17 protein-coding genes are annotated in these 18,547 nt (G+C 44.6%); 10 read left to right on the top strand and 7 right to left on the bottom strand.

What is annotated here, in order from left to right:
• Nucleotides 1-39: 39 nt before the first annotated feature.
• A complete protein-coding gene (locus F0145_RS05320) occupies nt 40-1,185 on the top strand; it encodes a sugar phosphate isomerase/epimerase family protein (RefSeq protein WP_150087283.1) in 1,146 nt (381 codons plus the stop codon).
• Nucleotides 1,186-1,511: 326 nt separating this feature from the next.
• On the opposite strand, the gene ruvC is transcribed toward F0145_RS05320, so the two are convergent.
• Nucleotides 1,512-2,081 (bottom strand): crossover junction endodeoxyribonuclease RuvC, encoded by a 570-nt coding sequence (ruvC, locus tag F0145_RS05315; RefSeq protein ID WP_150087282.1) that lies wholly within the window; start codon nt 2,079-2,081, stop codon nt 1,512-1,514.
• A 105-nt stretch (nt 2,082-2,186) separates the two neighbouring features.
• Here ruvC and F0145_RS05310 point away from each other — a divergent pair, with 105 nt between their 5' ends.
• From F0145_RS05310 to F0145_RS05300, 3 genes are read left to right on the top strand one after another with little or no spacing between them, the layout of a single operon-like run.
• Entirely contained in the window at nt 2,187-2,777 is a 591-nt protein-coding gene (locus F0145_RS05310) for a DUF4202 domain-containing protein (RefSeq protein WP_150087281.1), read from the top strand.
• A gap of 25 nt (nt 2,778-2,802) precedes the next feature.
• Nucleotides 2,803-3,897 carry a ComEC/Rec2 family competence protein gene (locus F0145_RS05305; RefSeq protein ID WP_150087280.1) on the top strand — a complete coding sequence of 365 codons (1,095 nt, stop codon included), beginning with the start codon at nt 2,803-2,805 and terminating at the stop codon, nt 3,895-3,897.
• A gap of 23 nt (nt 3,898-3,920) precedes the next feature.
• Nucleotides 3,921-4,352 (top strand): Dabb family protein, encoded by a 432-nt coding sequence (locus F0145_RS05300; protein WP_150087279.1) that lies wholly within the window; start codon nt 3,921-3,923, stop codon nt 4,350-4,352.
• Nucleotides 4,353-4,783: 431 nt separating this feature from the next.
• Here F0145_RS05300 and F0145_RS05295 read toward each other — a convergent pair whose 3' ends face one another.
• The 4 genes from F0145_RS05295 to F0145_RS05280 all read right to left on the bottom strand — a co-directional run bounded on the left by F0145_RS05295 (nt 4,784) and on the right by F0145_RS05280 (nt 8,693).
• A complete protein-coding gene (locus F0145_RS05295) occupies nt 4,784-6,037 on the bottom strand; it encodes a GAF domain-containing SpoIIE family protein phosphatase (protein ID WP_150087278.1) in 1,254 nt (417 codons plus the stop codon).
• Nucleotides 6,000-7,175 (bottom strand): ABC transporter permease, encoded by a 1,176-nt coding sequence (locus tag F0145_RS05290; protein WP_150087277.1) that lies wholly within the window; start codon nt 7,173-7,175, stop codon nt 6,000-6,002. The genes F0145_RS05295 and F0145_RS05290 overlap by 38 nt, the downstream gene beginning before the upstream one ends.
• On the bottom strand, nt 7,176-7,433 hold the full coding sequence (locus F0145_RS05285; protein WP_150087276.1) for a hypothetical protein: 258 nt from the start codon (nt 7,431-7,433) through the stop codon (nt 7,176-7,178). It lies immediately after the preceding gene.
• 138 nt (nt 7,434-7,571) lie between these two features.
• Nucleotides 7,572-8,693, bottom strand: a complete 1,122-nt coding sequence (locus F0145_RS05280; protein ID WP_150087275.1) for a glycosyltransferase — start codon at nt 8,691-8,693, stop codon at nt 7,572-7,574.
• Nucleotides 8,694-8,937: 244 nt separating this feature from the next.
• On the opposite strand from F0145_RS05280, the gene F0145_RS05275 reads away from it, so the two are divergent.
• Nucleotides 8,938-10,443: a Gfo/Idh/MocA family protein gene (locus F0145_RS05275; RefSeq protein ID WP_150087274.1), complete on the top strand. Its 1,506-nt coding sequence runs from the start codon at nt 8,938-8,940 to the stop codon at nt 10,441-10,443.
• A 62-nt stretch (nt 10,444-10,505) separates the two neighbouring features.
• On the opposite strand, the gene F0145_RS05270 is transcribed toward F0145_RS05275, so the two are convergent.
• Nucleotides 10,506-11,543 (bottom strand): lysylphosphatidylglycerol synthase transmembrane domain-containing protein, encoded by a 1,038-nt coding sequence (locus F0145_RS05270; RefSeq protein WP_150087273.1) that lies wholly within the window; start codon nt 11,541-11,543, stop codon nt 10,506-10,508.
• Between the two features lie 514 nt (nt 11,544-12,057).
• Between F0145_RS05270 and F0145_RS05265 the strand changes: the two genes are divergently transcribed.
• Both F0145_RS05265 and cobA read left to right on the top strand, forming a co-directional pair.
• Entirely contained in the window at nt 12,058-12,873 is an 816-nt protein-coding gene (locus tag F0145_RS05265; protein ID WP_150087272.1) for a hypothetical protein, read from the top strand.
• Nucleotides 12,874-13,009: 136 nt separating this feature from the next.
• The gene (cobA, locus tag F0145_RS05260) at nt 13,010-13,735 is read left to right on the top strand and encodes a uroporphyrinogen-III C-methyltransferase (protein WP_150087271.1); all 726 of its coding nucleotides are present in this window, start codon (nt 13,010-13,012) and stop codon (nt 13,733-13,735) included.
• A 297-nt stretch (nt 13,736-14,032) separates the two neighbouring features.
• On the opposite strand, the gene F0145_RS05255 is transcribed toward cobA, so the two are convergent.
• Nucleotides 14,033-15,181, bottom strand: a complete 1,149-nt coding sequence (locus tag F0145_RS05255) for a M12 family metallopeptidase (RefSeq protein ID WP_150087270.1) — start codon at nt 15,179-15,181, stop codon at nt 14,033-14,035.
• A gap of 503 nt (nt 15,182-15,684) precedes the next feature.
• Between F0145_RS05255 and F0145_RS05250 the strand changes: the two genes are divergently transcribed.
• From F0145_RS05250 to F0145_RS05240, 3 genes are read left to right on the top strand one after another with little or no spacing between them, the layout of a single operon-like run.
• Entirely contained in the window at nt 15,685-16,836 is a 1,152-nt protein-coding gene (locus F0145_RS05250; protein ID WP_150087269.1) for a glycosyltransferase family 4 protein, read from the top strand.
• Nucleotides 16,823-17,452 carry a polysaccharide deacetylase family protein gene (locus tag F0145_RS05245; RefSeq protein WP_150087268.1) on the top strand — a complete coding sequence of 210 codons (630 nt, stop codon included), beginning with the start codon at nt 16,823-16,825 and terminating at the stop codon, nt 17,450-17,452. The genes F0145_RS05250 and F0145_RS05245 overlap by 14 nt, the downstream gene beginning before the upstream one ends.
• A complete protein-coding gene (locus F0145_RS05240; RefSeq protein WP_150087267.1) occupies nt 17,449-18,543 on the top strand; it encodes a glycosyltransferase in 1,095 nt (364 codons plus the stop codon). Before F0145_RS05245 ends, F0145_RS05240 begins: the two co-directional genes overlap by 4 nt.
• The last annotated feature ends 4 nt before the right edge of the window (nt 18,544-18,547 follow it).

The following is an 18,547-nucleotide window of genomic DNA, read 5'->3' as shown; positions in this document are numbered from 1 at the left end:
TTAATAGATTTAAAAACTTTAAATATTCAGACCTAATTTATGCAGGCCCTAAATAATCCAATCTGGTTAATGAGTTCGGCTTTTGATAAACTGAAGCTGCCGGAATTAATTTCCCGCGCCCAAAATATTGGGGTGCAAGGCATTGATTTGTGTGTTTTCCGCCGCGACGGCACCCGCCAGGACCACGTAGCCACGCACCTGGATTATGAAGCATTTACCCTGGAAGATGCCAAACGCACCTTGGCTACTTTTAACGAAGCCGGTTTAAAATTATCAATCGGCGCTTTCGAGAACTTAATTGGCGGTCCCGAAACGGAACGCCGCAAAAACCAGGATCATCTGCTGCGACTCATCCGGATTGCGCATTTATTGGGTGGCGATGCGAACGACGTAAAAGTTGGGACTTTTGTGGGCTACAACCACGAACTGGGCAACCAGGAAAACGGATTTCAGAAGAACCTTGACGAATACGCGCGGGTGTTTACGCCCATAATTAAATACGCCGAAGATTTAGGCGTAACGGTGCTCTACGAAAATTGCCCGATGGAAGGCTGGCGTTCGGCTTCCTACACTACTACCTTCAATAATTTAACCGGCGTACTGGCGGCCCGCAAACTGATGTATGCCTTAATACCAAGTAAAGCCCACGGCGAAATTTACGACCCGTCGCATGATGTTTGGCAGCACGTAGATCCGGTAGCGGTAATGCAGGAGACGGATTTTTCGAGGTTGCACCGCATACACGTAAAAGCCACCCGCAATTTACAAAACCGCGTACGCGCCCACTGGGGCAGCATGTACCCCATGCAAACGGTAGATAGAGCGTTGGCCGAAAAAGCGGGTGTACCTATTCCTGCGCACGACTGGGACCGCCATAACTACGAAGCCATGCTCCCCGGCTTCGGTGGCTCCGATAGTATGGATTGGCGGGCTTTTGTTGATGTTATAAAAGCTAAAGGTTTTACTGGCCCTTTCGAAATTGAAAACGAAGCCAAAAACTCGAAAGATACCGGCAATTTAGAAGCCATTACCCAGGGTTTTAAAGGGGCCATTTATTCGTTAATGCCCATGTTGTGGCCGCTTGGTAAAGCTGGTTACCAGTATGATAAAAGCAATCAAAAACCTTTAGCTGAAATTGCTACGAAAGATATTCCGGTGGTTACGATGGAAGAACTGGGTTTGTAGCCGAGGTGATATTTAGTGCTAAACTTTAAAACCAGGATATTAATTTATCCTGGTTGCTGGCGCGAGCGTCCCGCTCGTGCCTTTTTTATTCAGGCCTCTGGCCTGTGTAAACCTGCCTTAAACTAATTATTTCAGCTATTAGTTAATGCGGCCAGAGGCCGGATGAAAACATCATGGGCAAGACGCCCGCGATAGTGTTGCCTTTTTCAGAATAGGAAATAAAATAAATATTTATATCGGCCAGAGGCCGGAGGGAATATTCACGAGCGGGACGCTCGCGAAAGCAGAAAACTTTATATTTCTTTATTTATCTAGTGCTATAAATATTACTTAATCCTATCCGGGTTATCGGTGAGGAAGCTTTTCCAGGATTTGGTGCCGGCCTGGGTATTTACGCCTTTCTGGTAGTGATGGCACAAAGCTACAGCCAGCGCATCGGTGGCATCAAATAATTTAGGAACATCGGTTAATTTTAAAATTTGCCCCAGCATGTGCGCTACCTGTTCTTTGGAGGCATTCCCGTTACCCGTAATAGATTGTTTAATACGTTTAGGTGCGTACTCCACGTAAGGAATATCGCGCGACAAAGCGGCGGCAATAGCCACGCCCTGGGCCCGGCCGAGTTTTAGCATCGACTGCACGTTGTTGGAATAGAACTGCGCTTCAATGGCCATTTCATCGGGCAAATATTGGTTAATCAGTTCTATGGTGCCGTCGTAAATGCGCTTGAGTTTAACGGCGTGGTTGGTTACCCGCTTTAAGTTGATGGTATCGTAAGTAAGTACTTTTACTTTGGACCCCGTTACTTCTATAAGGGCAAAGCCCATAATGGTGGTGCCGGGGTCTACGCCCAGAATCAGCTTATTGGTTAAAAGGGTAGGGGTTGCTCTTATCATGAATATACAAAGCTACGAACATTACCGAAGCTTCTAAAATTCACGGCGGGCTAATTAATATTAACCTAAAACCTATACCTTTAAGGGCTAAAAAAGAATATTTACATGATTGCCGATCAAAACCGCTTCCAGGAGGCCATACGCCGGTTCGACGAAGTAAACAGCGAAGACCCGCATGTGGAAATAGCCGACGGTATTTCGTACCCCAAAGAGGTGCTGTATGCCCAGCGCATGACAGAATGCCTAAATAGGGTTGCGCCGGATGCTTCGGAAGCGCTGCAACTAGCCGTACGTTGTCAGCACATTCGGCGGTGGGCCATTGCGCGCAAAGACTTTCCGATGGATGTGCAGGGCTACAACAAATGGCGCAACAGCCTGAAAAAATACCACGCCGAAGTAGCCGGACAAATATTAACCGAAGTAGGGTACGAACCCGAAATAATTGAGCGGGTACAGTTTCTGGTGCAAAAGCGACAGCTTAAAATAGATCCCGAAGTGCAGTTGCTGGAAGATGTTATTTGTTTGGTTTTCCTGGAATATTATTTCCAGGATTTTGCCCGCCAGCACGATGAAGCTAAAGTGATTGATATTGTGCAGAAAACCTGGCGCAAAATGACGCCGGAAGGTCACCAACTGGCCCTGCAACTGAGCTTGCCAACTGAGGCGCAGGAATTAATAGGTAAGGCGCTGGCTTAATGTTGAATAATTGATATAGCTAAATATGAAAAAAAACCGGGTTTTATTCGCCGGCTTGTTTGCGGCAAGTGTATTGGTTTCGGGGTTTACGGTGCCGCTACTCCGGCCCGAACCTCCTAAAAATATTGTAGCCGCTGCCGCCACCAACCTGACTATGTATTGGATTGATACCGAAGGCGGCGCAGCTACCCTGATTGTAACCCCAGCCGGCGAATCAATTTTGATTGATGCCGGCAATCCTGGTGGCCGTGATTCAGAACGCATATTCCAGGTGGCCCGTAATGTGGCCGGCTTGAAACAAATTGACCACCTGGTAACTACGCACTGGCACATCGATCATTATGGCGGAGCCGCCGAATTAGCCGCAAAAATACCCATTGTGGAAGTAATCGATAAAGGTGTTCCGGCCAGTTTAACCGAGGATAGAAACTTTGCGCAGAATATTCAGCCTTATAAAGATATGGCCGTAAAAAAGCGATCTTTAATTAAACCCAACGGAACAATACCGTTGCAAAAACTGGCGAAAGGCTTACCAAATTTAACCATAAAGTTTGTAGGGGTAGACAAACAGTTTGTAACGGTTGCTAAAAACATTAAAAACCCCGACGGCTGCGAAACCACCACCGATAAAGCAACCGATACTTCCGACAACGCCAATAGCATGGTGCTGGTAATGGATTACGGGCCGTTCCGGTTTTTCGATGGCGGCGACCTGACCTGGAATATTGAGAAAAACCTGGTATGCCCCACCAACCTGGTTGGCACCGTAGATGTGTTCCAGGTAAACCACCACGGCCTCGACCAAAGCAATAACCCGGTGCTGATTAAAAATTTAGCGCCTACGGTTAGCATCATGAACAACGGCACCCGCAAAGGCTGCGGCCCCGAAACCGTCACCACTTTGCGCAACACGCCCAGCATCCAGGCCGCTTACCAATTGCACAAAAATATCCGGCAAGATTCGGAGTTTAACACCCAGGAAGGTTATATTGCTAACCTGGAAGAAAACTGTAAAGCTAATTTTATAAAATTAACCGTGGCACCCGATGGTAAAAAATATGCCGTTAGCATTCCGGCCACCAAACACGAGAAAACTTTTATCACCAAAACTATTCACTAACTATATTAATCGCCTAAGTTTACATGAGAAAAAGATTTTATTTTTTGTTAGTCGCCTTGCTTTGGTGCGGCGCCATAACTTCCGCCATGAGTCAAAATAAAACTAAAGCCCAGCCTAAGCCTACAACTATGAAGCAGAACGATGAAAAATTATTGCGCCACGTGGTTATATTTAAATTTAAAGATTCTGCTACGCCCGCGCAGGTAAAAGAAGTAGAACAAGCTTTCTCAGCGTTGCCGAGCAAAATTCCTACTATTATTGGTTACGAGTGGGGTACCAACGTAAGTCCCGAAAACTTAGCGCAGGGCTACACGCATTGCTTTTTGGTAACCTTTAAAAATGCCGCCGACCGCGATGCTTATTTGCCACACCCGGCGCATAAAGAGTTTGGTAAAATATTAGGTCCGCACTTAGATAAAGTGTTGGTGATTGATTTCTTCGGGGCGAAGAATTAAATATTTTTCAACCTACTTCTAAGTAGATTTTCTTAATAAAAAGCCTTGTAAGTATTTTGCTTGCAAGGCTTTTTGTTTCAAAGGATTTCCATAAACTTATTAATTCACATAAATAGGGCCTTCTCGCCGTGTCTGGTGTTATCACCTGACACTTACTTTCCGCATAATTTCTTATAAATTCCTATTCCTATATCATGAATGTGGGTGGGCATAATACATGAAATATTTAGGATGTTCTGTAAGCATAGGCTGGATAAAGTTAGTGTCAGGTGATAACACCTGACACGGCAAAATAATGTATCTCTTAGTCTTCATGCTTATGGTGGCAACCCCAATCGTTATAAGTGGCGTAGAACAGCAACGGCTTTTAGTTAAACTAAAAGCCGTTGCTGGTTTATAGATGTTAAGACCTAAATGAATATAAATTTAACTTACTTAAACCGGCAAGACAGCAACGTAATATCATCCTGAAAAGAGGTACTGCCCTGGTTGTGGTTTTTAATTTCTTCTAATAATTCTTCGTGCAGTTTAGGTAAGCTCAGGTAGCGGGAGTTCTTTAGGAAATTAATGGTGTTCTCCAGGCCAAACTCGTCTTCTTCTAGGTTAAAAACTTCCGTTAAGCCATCGGTATAGCAGAGCAGTAGGGTTTTATTCGGCACCTGTAATTTACTCACCGATATAAATGGCAGCTCTTCAAAAATACCCAGCATGGTGCAGCCTTCGGTTAATAATTGGCACGAATTATCTTCGTAGAGCATAACCGGGGCGTTGTGGCCGGCATTTACGTATTGCAGTTCGCGGGTTTTGCGGTTGTATATTCCTAAAAAAGAGGTTATAAATTTTTCGGCGATGGCGTTGTTGTAAATGAGGTGGTTTAGTTCTTTTACTACTTTCACCAGGTCATCGGATTGGCGCACAATGGTGCGTAAACCCGCCTGAAAGTTAGACATGAGCAAGGAAGCCGGTACACCTTTACCCGAAACATCGGCTACGCAAAACAAAAACCGGTCTTGGTCTATTTCCACGCAATCGTAATAATCGCCGCCAATAGAAGAATGCGGAATATAGCTGGCGTGCACCACTACATCCTGGTTATTGGGCAAAGCCTTTGGGAAGAGCATGGTTTGCACTTCGCGGGCAATTTTTATTTCGTTCCGGATGGCTTCTTCGGCTAAGCGCTGGCGGGCCAACTTGCGGTTCTGCATGGCCACAATAATAATATTGCTAATGGTTTGCACGAAAGAGAGCGCCGCAATATCGGAATAATAGGCCTGCGAGTTACCAATCAGCACGAAAGCCAATATTTTATTATTCTGGAAAACCGGTATAACCGTTTCGAACTCCTGCCACTTGGCATCGAGGTTTAAATCCGAAATCAAGGTTATTTCGGAAATTTCTTTAATGGCTTCGGGTAACTGATCGAGCTTTTTAAAGTTGTAGCTGGTGCCAAAACAAATTTTACACTCCCAATCGTCGTCGACTACAAACAGGGTAAGCCGGTTTATGTGCAACTGGGCTAGTAGCGTAAAGTGAAATATTTTGTACAGGGAGTACTCGGGCAAATTATTATTAATTGCCTGGGTAACTTCCAGCAGAGCCGAAAGCTCCAGCTTTTTCAGGTTTAATTCCTTCTTAATATCCGTGGCATCAGCCAGGGGTATTGGTAAGGAGGATTTTAGGGTCATACGCATCACGAAGCCCGTTTCCGAGCAGATTAAAACTCAACACCAATAAGCTGATGAGAACACTGGGTAGTAAAACAAGGTAGAATCCTGCTTTTGCTCCTATCAACTGAAAACCTTCGCTAACCATCATTCCCCAGGAGGGAGCCGGCGGCTGCACACCCAACCCCAGAAAACTCAGGCCCGCTTCCATTAAAATAGCCGAGGCAAAATTTGCAGTGGCTATTACAATTAGCGGCCCGGTCATGTTGGGCAATAAATGATTTAAAATAATGCGGTGCCGGGGCAAACCCAGAACACGCACAGCTTCAATATACGTTTTTTCTTTTAAACTTAAAAATTGGCCGCGTATTACCCGGGCTACGTCAACCCACATGGTTAAACCCACGGCCACAAACGAAACCCAAATGCCTTTGCTATTCAGGGCCAGCGAGATAGCAATAACCAGCATAATACTCGGCACCGACCAAACCACGGTCATCAGGAACTGCATGAGCCTATCTATGAACCCGCCAAAATACCCGGCTATGGCACCAATAACAATACCCACAAATACCGAAATTAATACCGCCACCAGGCCAATACCGAGTGAAATACGGGTACCCAACAATAATCTACTCAGCACATCCCGTCCGGCATTATCGGTGCCAAGCCAAAAGTGTTTTGTATAAACCACCTGCCCTGGCAATTGTTTGGTAGTATTGGGGATTGTACCCGGGGGTGTTAATGCCGAGATGGCAAATTTTAAATCTTCTTGTGGCAACGCTTTATTTTGTTCGTAAGGCTGGGCTATTACCCAACTGCCGTTTACCTGGTAACTCCGGATGGGGTATTCCTGGTAAGAATCTTCCTGGCCGAACAGCATTTTATAAAATATATTAACCCCAGGCGCGGCCTCGGTATTAACCGGAACGCGTAAAACCTGCACCGCAAAGCCGGGTGTTTTCTTTTGCAACGCTACAAAACTATTGTTGGCATTTGGCGTGGCATCGGGTAAAATTAAATAACCCAAAATAGCAATTACCGTGGCCGCCAAAATAAATAGTAAACCCAGCATAGCCGGTTTGTTGCGCCATAAACGTAACCGGATATAATAAGCGGGTGGCCGCGAAACAGTAACTGGTGCTTGGGTTACAGCCATTTAGCGAGAATTATGCGTAATCAGGCCGGCTTTAGTAGCCAAATAAAAATATTGCCGGTAATTCGCTTGGAATATATTTTCGTCGAAAGCTACTTCGGTATCGGGGTCGGGGTACAAGGTTTTAACATAGCCCTTTTTAGCCAAAGCAGCCAGGTGCCGGCCCAGGTCTTCGTCCGATAGGTTTAAAGTTGCAGCTATGTCTTTGTAAGCTGTTACAAAGTATAGTTCATCAATAATGTCGTACTCAATTTCGTTCATACTAACATTGTTCAGGTACCGCTACTATTCGGTTAAAACTGTTTTTTAGCTGATTTATTATTTTTTCAGTATTATTTTATATTAAATAATTATTCCGAATAAAATTTTAAGGCCTTAAAAGTTTGTGAATAAGCAGTACTATGGTTTTATTTTTCTTCCTTTCCAGTGGTAAGAACCCCGTAAACCAGTTAAAGCCGTTATTACCACGTAGGGCACATAGATAAACTGTAAAGGTAATATAATATAGGAATATTTTAATTTATTAAAGAACTTAAGTACGGGCTTTAAAAACAGAAAATCGATAAGGATTTTAAGGCCAAAGGCTAAGCTTAGCGCAAACCAGGAAAAATTATTCGTTAAGGCCAACAGCAGACCTAAGAACAACATAAAGTTTACGCCAAACACCAGCACCGCCAGCAGTTTTACGCCTATTTGCTGGTAAGCCGGCCATTTGCTGGCCCAACGCACCCGTTGGGCAAAAAAACTGGCTAATGTAGGTTTGGCCTGGGTAAAAACTGTAGCCGCCGAGGCTTTCAGGAAGTAAACCGAGCCTGGATATTGTTGGTGTACTTTGTGCATCAAAAATTCGTCGTCGCCGGAGGGCAGGTGCGCGTTGCCGGCAAAACCATTAACCTGGGTAAATATTTCTTTCGGGTACGCTAAGTTGGCCCCGTTGCACATGTTGGGTTTGCCTAAGGCAATGGAGCTGCCGCCGGTACCAATTAAGCTGGCAAATTCTACCAACTGCATTTTCTCGAAAAACGTAGGCGTAGGCGCGTAACAAACCGGGCCACTAATAAATTTTGCCTCCTTTGTAACGTAACAAAAGGCGAAATAAGTTAGCCAGTTTGGCTGCACCCGGCAATCACCGTCGGTAAAAACCAATAACTCCCCGGTGGCGGCGGCTACCCCCAGCGCTACGGCCGCTTTTTTTCCGGTTTGTTCTGCCAGGTTTAAGCACCGCAAAGTAAAAGGAACCTGCCCGGCTAACTGGTTAACTAATTCTTCTGAATTATCCTCGGAATGATCATTTATCACCAATACTTCGAATAATTGTGCCGGATAGTTTTGGTTGCTTAAATCCTGAAGGAGCCGGGAAATATTCTGTCTTTCGTTGCGGATAGGAATAATTACCGATATTTTGGTTTTTGATTTAAAATCCGGTGGCAGTATTGCGGGTGGCATTTGTTGCCAGGCCCACAGCCGCCGCAGCATAACCCATCCGTATAAAAATATTAATCCTAAAAGCAGTATCAGCATACATAAGCGTTCTGGAAAGTCCTTTACGCTTAGCAAAGGTATCTTAATTCTTACTTTATAAAAAAGCGGCGGGGTAGCAGTTCGTGGCTAATTTTAGATTAGATGTTAGTGAATATTTATTCCAACATAGTTAAAAAATGCCTTAAAAGGTGCATTTTAAATATAAAATTAATACATTAAATCCCGGAAGCGCCCAAAGCAGGAGCGGCTTAACCTTATTATATATTAAAAATATTCATCCACCATGTCAGATAAAAAACCAACGCCCAATAAAGAAGAAAAAAAATCACTAGGAAGACGGGATTTTATTAAAGGAGCCGCCTTAACTGCCGCTTCTTTTTACATTTTTCCGCGTTACGTATTAGGCGGGCCGGGCTTTGTAGCGCCCAGCGATAAATTTAATGTGGCCGGCATCGGCGTAGGCGGTATGGGGAGAGCTAACCTGTTAAACCTGTCGAGCCAGAATATTGTGGCCTTGTGCGATGTAGATAAAGAATATGCGAATAAAGCTTTTACCAAGCTAGACGATGACCTCAGCCGTGCCCAAACCCGCTTAAGTTCAGCTAAAACCGAGCAGGAACGCAAAAGTATAAACGACCAGATTACCAATTTCCGGCAGTTAAAAGAGCAATATCCCAAAGCCAAGCAATTTCAGGATTACCGCGAAATGTTTGATAAAATGAAAAAGGATATTGATGGGGTGGTAATCGCCACGCCTGATCATACCCACGCAGTAATTGCCATGGAAGCCATTCGGCGGAAGAAGCATTTGTACGTGCAAAAACCGCTTACGTATACCGTACACGAAGCCCGCACCTTGGCCGAAGCTGCCCGTAAAGCTAAAATTATTACCCAAATGGGTAACCAGGGCCACTCCAGCGAAGGCGCCCGACTCATAAACGAATGGATTTGGGATGGCGCGATTGGCAGTGTGCATACCGTTTTTGCCTGGACCAACCGGCCCATGGCGTATTGGCCGCAAGGCCAAGCCCGACCTACTAACACGGTGGCGGTACCGGCTACTTTAAACTGGGATTTATTTGTAGGTCCGGCCCCGATGCGGCCTTACCATCCCGATTACCACCCGTTTGCCTGGCGTGGCTGGACCGATTTTGGCGTAGGCGCTTTGGGCGATATGGGCGCGCATTTACTCGATCATCCGAATTGGGCCTTAAAATTAGGTCCGCCGGTTAGCGTAGAAGCCTCTAGTACCCCATGGGGTGGTACCAAAGAAGACCCGCGGGTAAGTTATCCGTTGGCTACCCAAATTACTTATGAGTTTGCGGCCCGTGAAAATATGCCGCCGGTTAAACTTATCTGGACCGATGGGGGTATTATGCCGCCGCGCCCCGAAGAACTGGATATTTCGGAAAATATGAACACTGGGGGTGGCGTGATAATGGTTGGTGATAAAGGCAAACTGATGCACGACACGTACGGCTCTAACCCGCGGTTATTACCCAAAAGCCGCATGGAAAGCTACAAACAACCGGCTAAAACTATTCCGCGGATCGATGTGAGTCACGAAATGGATTGGGTACGCTGCTGCAAAGACGGCAAAAAACAGCCTTCTTCTAACTTCGACTACGCCGGCCCGCTAACCGAAACCATGTTGCTGGGTATGATTGCACCGCGGTTCCCCGGTAAAAAATTATCGTGGGATTCGGCTAACCTTAAATTTACCAATTCGCCGGAAGCTACCCAATTTGTAACCCGCGAATACCGCCAGGGGTGGGGCTTAAATGTTTAAATAATTTGTATGCTCCTAATTAAAACGTAAAACGGGCAGCCTAGCAGGCTGCCCGTTTTAGTTTAGTATTGTTCTTCTTCTTGCAGTACCAAGCTATTAATTTTACTTTTCTTTTTTTTAGTTTTGATTTTCCATTTCAGTCGCCAGATAAATAATAAGCCTACTAAACTTGGAATGCCAATATTTATAAACCATAAACTTAAGCTGGCGCTCATTACCAAAAAACTGCTTTGCCCGAGTAAACTAAAAAAATATATAGCCGATAATTCACGCATCCCTAAATCGGCGAGGGCGCTCACCGATGGTACCACTGATTTTAAGAGAAAAGTGCCGCTTATGCCCAAGGCCATCTGGTACCAGGGCACTTTGACGCCAAAAGCATACAACAACAACATAAATTGCCCCAGAAAAACACCGTAGCGCCAAAACGATAGCCAAAGCAAATGCCGTATTTCGGCCACGGTATAAGTATCTATAATATTTACGTATTGCATAAACCGGTTTAAAATGGGTATAGCGGCGGCGGCCGTTAACAATATGCCAGGCCGGAATAATAACAGGAAAATACCTCCATTAATTAAAAGCAGGGTAGTAGCAACACCGGCCAGAATACCAAAACCAGGATTAAGAAAACTGGCCAGAAAATAAAATATACCAACCGAACCCGTTGCTACCGTAATAATTAGTTGACAAAAACGGCCTAGAAAAATGGCTCCCAGGGCTTCCAGCCGTTGCCGGCTTTGCAGTTCCATAATGCGCCCGGCGTAGTCGCCCATCCGGTTGGGGGTAATAAAGCCCAGGCAAATGCCGACTAATACCGACCGGTAGGCCTGCCAAAAGGTGAGCGGCTCTACTTTAGCCGCCAATTTTTGCCACTTGCGGGCTTCCAGCCCCCAATTTAAAGTAATAAGGCCCAAGGCTAGAAAAATGAAAGCGCCCCGACCTTTTTGTAAGGTGCGCAGCAACTCTAAAAACCAGGTTTCCGGCTTTTGCCCTTCGCCAATAATTGTTTGGTATAAATAATAAAATGTACCCGCCAGAATAAAGAGCTTAAGCAGTAACCAACTTAAGTCTGAAATATTCTTTTTTCTACTGCCCATGTACCTGAAATAAGGGCCGCAATTTACTTATTAAAACCAATACCCAGATTGTAAAATGAAAACTTGCCAGCTTAATGCTAGGTGAAATCTGCAAAAGTATAGCAAAGACAAAAAAGACTGCTTTAAAAATTTAATACAAAACAATCTAAATACTTAAATTAACTTTAAAGGTGGTTAAATTTGAAGGGGTATTTTGAAAAATAAATATTTTTTAGAATGTGTGTTGTTAATTTTAAGGTGTTTGTGTATGTTTGATATATAAAATTCAAACAATTACCTATAATAATGAAGATATTTAAATTGAGTTTTGTAGCCTTAAAAATTAAATCAGTTATACTTTTCTTATCAGATGGTATAAACTAAAAATATTAAGCCCTTTCCTGTGAAAGCTGAGCAGTAGATACGAAATATTATCGTCTAACAAACATAACTGCTATTGCCCAGCTTTCACGGAAAGGCACAAATCAAGTTAATCTGGATGTAAAAAATTATAATATTATAAAATAGCTGCCTTATGAGAATCATGCGTTACCACCAAATCAAAGAAATGGACCCGTATTTATCTACTATCAAAGGCCGCTATAAATTAAATCCAGCTTTTAATCTGCAGAACTGCCAGGGCGAGATTGTGGTGTTAATGGGTGGGCGTAGTAGTTGTGTGGCCTGGCTGCACCAGGTTTTCCAGGAACAGCACGACATTCAAAAAAGAACCTATGCGGGTGGCCGCGCCATTGCTGCCGCCACCAACGAAGCCGAATTTTATTACCGGAATCTTTCACCAGTACACAGTATTTACCACCAGGTTTACCAGGTTATTCATTATTACCAATCTTATTTAGGCGTAAATCAAAAGAAAACCTTAACCGAGCAATATTTAACCGCAGCCGGCTTACAGGCTTACCGCGATTTAACGCCTTTGCAGGTGCCGGGCTTGGTAATTCAGCAAACTAAATTGGCTTTGCGGTTTGCCGCCGGCCACGCGGTGGTACTACTCGATTATTTATTCGATTCGCTGGATGCCTCAGAAAAAGGACTGCTCCACATGAGTTTGTTAAATTTAATGGATTCGGAAGAAAAGCCCCGCACAGTAATATATGCTACGCAGCACCTGGAAGATGCTGTTTTTATGGCCGACCGGATATTAATTATGAACCCGGTTAAGTTAGGGGCAATTGCCGAAAATCTTTCGGTTTGGCTGCCCCGCCCGCGTAACCGCCAAACGTTAAAAAATTTGCCCACCTATAAAGCCTTGTTAAAATTGTTGCATTATTTACTTACCGATGCCTTGGCCGTAGAAGACCAGCATTTATTAAAGCAATTTGCCAACTAAAGCTTTGGTTTATTTAATTACCGCCGTTTGAACCGGAAAAGAAGAGCGTTCGCGTAGGCGCAGATCGGGTACGTTTGCAAGCGTGCCCGATTTTGCTTTATATTGCCACTCTTTTCAAAAACCGGCCACTTATTTCATGCAAGTTCAAAAGCCGAAAGTAACCCTGATTGGCGCAGGCCCGGGAGCTACCGATTTAATTACCTTACGGGGTGCGCAAGCCCTGTCGCAAGCCAACGCGGTTCTTTACGATGCCTTAGTTAACACCGAGTTGCTGGATTTGGCTCCGGCTACCGCTCCCCGCATTTTTGTGGGCAAGCGCTCGGGTAACCACGAATATTCTCAAACCGAAATAAACCAGTTGATTGTATCGTACGCCCAGGATTACGGCCATATTGTGCGCCTGAAGGGCGGCGACCCTTTTGTTTTTGGCCGGGGATACGAAGAAATAGTTTATGCCAGTTCTTTTGGGATAGAAACCGTTGTAATACCGGGTATTAGCAGTGCCGTAGCCGTACCCGAGGCCTTCAATATTCCGCTTACCAGCCGCGGGGTTTCGGAGAGTTTCTGGGTTATTACCGGTGCCACTACCCAAGGTCATATTTCCAGCGATTTACAACTGGCAGCGCAATCTACGGCTACAGTGGTAATATTAATGGGCATGAATAATTTGGGCGAAATTACCAAATTATTTAAAGCCGTGGGCAAAAGCCAAACCCCCGTGGCTGTTATTCAGAACGGTACCCGCCCCAACCAGCGGATGGTAGCGGGTACTGTAGATACCATTGAAGCCCTGGTAAAGGAGCAGCACTTTGGTTCACCGGCTATAATTATAATTGGTAAGGTGGTGGATTTGCAGTTTTAAACCGAATGTATGGCTTACACCATGTGCTGTCTTGTTTTCAATTTTAAGTTGGCTATTATTACTTTTTAGCTGAATAATAGAAATTGAAGTGACTTAATATAAAAAGAGGTTTAAGCAATCCACACTTGTCATTCAGGAGGAACCTATTTGGTTACTTGCTAAATAGGTTCCTCCTGAATGACAAGTGTGGACTGCTTAGTCTTAAAAAAACTGTTTACTGGAAAATTTTGCGTAATATCGGTTAAGCCTGAATGATGCTTGATTTTACATTGCAGTTAATAAGGCAGCTTGTAATATTTAATAATACATCACGGCGGTTTCGCCGGCGTGGTTGGCGTAATAAAGTCTTACCCGCAGTACATACGAGCGGCCTTTGCGTAATCTGGTTTTAATAAGGGCATTCCGGTCTTCCCCGCTGTCGTCATCGCCTTTAAAGTAGCGTAGTTCGCCTTTTACGTTCTCGAAGAGTACAATTACCGTGTCGGAAGAACCAAAAGTCCGGATTTCGTAATTGCGGGAAGCTTTGGGCTTAATAATAAAATCTTTCTGTTCTCCCGGATTTAAGTTTAGCTTAACAGATTCAGCTACTTTTAACTCAATTTCTTTATCAGGTTCTAGGGGCGGGTAAAAGTTTTTAATCCAATTCTGGTCCCGTTCCGAAAGCCCGCCGGCCGGGGTTAAGCCATTGCGGTATTGGGGCGGTTCTTTTATTAAGCCTGGCTCAAACGGATAATGCATCACGGAATCCGGGTCCCAGTTAGAACCCTGTACGGTATCGGCCGCAATCTTGCGAATAATATTGTGGTAAGTTTTGTCGCGGCTCCAGCTGTTAGGTGGCTGCGACAGGGCAGCATAAACGGCTTCTTCGTCCCAGACTATACCCGCGTACGGATTTTGGTGTTCGTGCGGAAACCCCAGGGTATGGCCAATTTCGTGCAAGGCCGTATCGAGTTCGCGTGGGTGGCGGGTTAAATCCCAGCCAAAATTCATGGTGCGATCGTCGCGGCCAATATTTAAATCAATAATATCGCGGCCAATGTACGACCAAGCCCCGTCGCCCCGCATAAAACCAATCCGTATTTCGGCTTCGTCGCGCGACCTTACTTCTTTAAATTCTAACCCAATGCCTAAGTTTTTCCAGGTTGTAAAAGCTTTCCGCACCACCTCTTTTTCGGCTTCGGAAGTGGTAAAGGTTCGCCATTGCTTGGTGCCGTTGGTCAGCATCACATTATTGCCGTCGGTTTCTTTATCGAAGAAATAATAGCGGAGTACCGTGCCGTTTACCCATTTATTACTAAAAAGCAAAATTAAACTAGCGCGGTTTTCATGAATTTCGGGACCCAGTATGCGTTCGGGAGCAACTGGTAAATTGCAGTAAGAATAATGCGTGGTGCCGGCACCATTAGCCGTTACATTGGCGGGGTCTATTGCGGTTGCATTTTCCATAACGTCTGGGTTTAACAGGTTGATAAAGAATAATTTAAATTACAAAATTTATAGATTAAATGCAATAAATATTAGTTAAATATTGCCCTAACCTTTTATCTGCCCGGTTATCTTAAATATTAATGCAATATTGCTTCAGTAAGCAGGATAAAGGAATAGAAAAAATGCCTCAGCCTTATATTTAACAGGTAGTTACTTCTGGCTTACCTTATTAATGGGTGCCTGCTATTAGTACCGTCCTGTTTCGGTAGATTTTTTGGGGTACCAAAATGGAATCACGAAAGCTTCTGTTTATTTCGTTATTTTGCCGCAAATTCAAGCTTAATAAAAATTGCCCGGAAATATTGATTTTATGGTTTGGCTTAACCTGCTGATAAACTCGGAGCTGGTAGTAGAAAACCGGACGCAAAACCAAAGCATGCCATTTTGGGTATATTTCTGACCCCTTCCATGTTGCTCCTAAAAAAGGCAGCAGATTAATTTAAAATATTATTGCATTACCGTTGAAGATAGCCGTAAATACACGCTTTTTATTACCCAACCGGTTAGCAGGCATCGGCAGGTTTACGCACGAAATATTGCGCCGGCTAACGGTGAAATACCCAGAGCACGAGTTCTACTTTTTCTTCGATCGGGCTTACGATAAGCAATTTATTTATAGTGCCAACGTAAAGCCGATAGTTGTGTATCCATCGGCCAGGCACCCATTTTTGTTTTACTGGTGGTATCAGGTAAGTTTAGCCAAAGCCTTAAAAAAGCTGCAGCCCGATATTTTTCTATCCCCGGATGGCATGACTACGCTTAATACGACGGTACCGCGGGTAACCGTTATACACAACCTGGCCTACGAACATTATCCGCAGGATGAAGATTATCTTAACCGGAAATATTTAAATTATTATGGCCCACGCTTTGCCCAAGCCTCAAATAAAATAATTGCGGTATCGGTGTTTACCCGTCAGGATATAATACAGCAATACAATATAAATCCGGATAAAATTAGAGTGGTACATAATGCTGCCGGAGCTAATTTCCGGAAAGTAAATTTTGGCCAGCAAGTAGCCATCCGGCAAAAATACGCGCACGGCGAAGCTTTCTTTATGTTTGTGGGAGGTCTGCAAGCGCGTAAAAATCTAATTAATCTTTTCCAGGCTTTTGATATGTTTAAGCTTAAAACCGGCAGCGAAGTAAAATTGCTCATGGTGGGCGGAAAAAAATGGTCGGGCAAGGGTATAAAGGAAGCTTACAACCAAATGCAGTTTAAATCCGAAGTAATATTTACCGGGCGCGTGAGCGATGCCGAACTAATACAACTTTACGGAGCGGCTGTGGCTAACGTGTACGTGCCTGCGCTAACAGGCTTTGGAATTACCGTTGTGGAAGCGCAGCAATGCGGCTGCCCGATTATTACTGCCAATACCAGTGCGATGCCCGAGGTGGCCGGTAACGGTGCCATGCTGGTTAATCCGTTGGTCGTAGAAGAAATTACGCACGCGCTTATACAAGTGTACCACGACTTAGAAGTGCGGACGCAACTGGTGCAGGCCGGTTTGCAAAATGCCAGTCGGTTTTCGTGGGAGCATAGCGCCGAAAAAGTAATGCGCGTACTCGAAGAAGTTTTAAACACGCAAGCTAAATCCCGTGCGCCTGTTTAGTACGCCCTGGCTGGTAAAAACTTTGCTGCCCGGCTTAACCTGGCACCGGCCTACCTCCGAAAAAATTATTTACCTTACCTTCGACGATGGCCCGGTGCCTGAATTCACGCCTTTTGTACTCGACCAGCTACAGCAATACCAAGCCCAGGCTACTTTTTTCTGCGTTGGTGATAACCTCCGGAAATACCCGGAGCTGGTTATGCAAACTGCCGCCGCCGGCCACACCTTGGCCAACCATACTTACCACCATTTAAAAGGCTGGCAAACCCGATCTGCGGCTTACCTGGCTAATATTGAGCAATGTCAGCAGGAACTGGATAAAATTATTCCGGCAAAAAAAAATAAATTATTCCGGCCGCCATACGGTAAATTTACGCCACAGCAGTATTATTTATTAAAATCAGATTATCAAATAGTTATGTGGGATGTTTTAACCTACGACTTTGATAAAAGTTTAACGCAAGAGGCGTGTTTAAATAAAACAATCAAAAACACGAAACCCGGTTCTATCGTTGTGTTTCACGATAGCCAGAAAGCCAGCCGTAATATGCAATATGTTTTGCCGCGATTACTGGCGCACTTTACCGCTTTGGGTTACCGGTTCAGCGCTTTATGATTGTATCGCTTATTTATTTCAGTATTTTTTTCGGGATATTTATACTCGTGGTGGTGCTGCAAGCGGTTAACCAACCCAAAGCGCCTGCCCCGTTGGGCATACAACCCTACGTTAGTATTTTAATTGCGGTCCGCAACGAAGAGCATACCATTCTAAAATGCCTGGAGGCCATTGGGCGGTTAGATTACCCGCAAAACAAAATTGAAATATTGCTGGGCGATGATGCCTCTACCGATAATACCTACGAAGTAATTCGGCAATATATTAAACACAAGCCCTTTTACCGCTGCGTGCAGATTAAAGAAAACTTAGGACAGGCGAGGGGCAAAGCCAATGTACTGGCCCACCTAACCCGGCTGGCTACTTCGGATATTTATTTTATTACCGATGCCGACATAGAAGTACCCCGTACTTGGATTCGGGATATGTTGGCCGGTACCCGCCAACCCAATATTGGCATAATTACGGGCATTACCACCGTTACCGGCAAAGGCTTGTTTCCGGAACTCCAGGCCATAGATTGGGTAAATGCCCTGGGCCTGATGCAAATAGTAGCAAATTTAAAACTGCCGGTGAGTACCATGGGCAATAACATGCTGGTTACCCGCGCGGCTTACGAAGCTACGGGCGGCTACGAAAACATGCCTTTTTCGGTAACCGAAGATGTGCAGCTATTTAAAGCAGTTACCAAGCAAAAATTTCGCACCCTTAATATTTTCCATCCGGGGGTATTAGCTTTATCGGCCCCGGCCCAAAACCTGGGGCAACTGTTGCACCAGCGCAAACGCTGGATGCAGGGAATCTGGCATTTACCCTGGTACATGAGCCTGGTTTTAGTGATATACGCCTCGTTTTATGCTTTTTGCCTGCCGTTTGTGGCTTATACCTCGGGGTGGGTAGTGCTGGGTATTTTCTTGGCTAAATTATTTCTGCAAACCTGGTTCATTTACAGGTGCTTAGCCAAGCTGGGGTTAAGATACCGGCTGGATAAATTAATTTTATTTGAGTTTTATACGATATTTGTGTCCCTGGTTACCATTTTGTTCTTTCTGTTGCCATTAAAGGTAAACTGGAAAGCGCGAAAATATTAATCTG

It is taken from the genome of Adhaeribacter rhizoryzae, assembly GCF_008629685.1.
In the GTDB taxonomy this organism is placed as follows: Bacteria; Bacteroidota; Bacteroidia; order Cytophagales; family Hymenobacteraceae; genus Adhaeribacter; species Adhaeribacter rhizoryzae.
The sequence above is the reverse complement of the archived record's forward strand: the minus strand, read 5'-3'. Positions and strand labels throughout refer to the sequence as shown.

Excerpts from the sequence above, each read along its gene's own strand:
- F0145_RS05320 (WP_150087283.1), top strand. The coding sequence starts at position 40 with ATGCAGGCCCTAAATAATCCAATCTGGTTAATGAGTTCGGCTTTTGAT.
- ruvC (WP_150087282.1), bottom strand. The coding sequence starts at position 2,081 with ATGATAAGAGCAACCCCTACCCTTTTAACCAATAAGCTGATTCTGGGC.
- F0145_RS05310 (WP_150087281.1), top strand. The coding sequence starts at position 2,187 with ATGATTGCCGATCAAAACCGCTTCCAGGAGGCCATACGCCGGTTCGAC.
- F0145_RS05305 (WP_150087280.1), top strand. The coding sequence starts at position 2,803 with ATGAAAAAAAACCGGGTTTTATTCGCCGGCTTGTTTGCGGCAAGTGTA.
- F0145_RS05300 (WP_150087279.1), top strand. The coding sequence starts at position 3,921 with ATGAGAAAAAGATTTTATTTTTTGTTAGTCGCCTTGCTTTGGTGCGGC.
- F0145_RS05295 (WP_150087278.1), bottom strand. The coding sequence starts at position 6,037 with ATGACCCTAAAATCCTCCTTACCAATACCCCTGGCTGATGCCACGGAT.
- F0145_RS05290 (WP_150087277.1), bottom strand. The coding sequence starts at position 7,175 with ATGGCTGTAACCCAAGCACCAGTTACTGTTTCGCGGCCACCCGCTTAT.
- F0145_RS05285 (WP_150087276.1), bottom strand. The coding sequence starts at position 7,433 with ATGAACGAAATTGAGTACGACATTATTGATGAACTATACTTTGTAACA.
- F0145_RS05280 (WP_150087275.1), bottom strand. The coding sequence starts at position 8,693 with ATGCTGATACTGCTTTTAGGATTAATATTTTTATACGGATGGGTTATG.
- F0145_RS05275 (WP_150087274.1), top strand. The coding sequence starts at position 8,938 with ATGTCAGATAAAAAACCAACGCCCAATAAAGAAGAAAAAAAATCACTA.
- F0145_RS05270 (WP_150087273.1), bottom strand. The coding sequence starts at position 11,543 with ATGGGCAGTAGAAAAAAGAATATTTCAGACTTAAGTTGGTTACTGCTT.
- F0145_RS05265 (WP_150087272.1), top strand. The coding sequence starts at position 12,058 with ATGAGAATCATGCGTTACCACCAAATCAAAGAAATGGACCCGTATTTA.
- cobA (WP_150087271.1), top strand. The coding sequence starts at position 13,010 with ATGCAAGTTCAAAAGCCGAAAGTAACCCTGATTGGCGCAGGCCCGGGA.
- F0145_RS05255 (WP_150087270.1), bottom strand. The coding sequence starts at position 15,181 with ATGGAAAATGCAACCGCAATAGACCCCGCCAATGTAACGGCTAATGGT.
- F0145_RS05240 (WP_150087267.1), top strand. The coding sequence starts at position 17,449 with ATGATTGTATCGCTTATTTATTTCAGTATTTTTTTCGGGATATTTATA.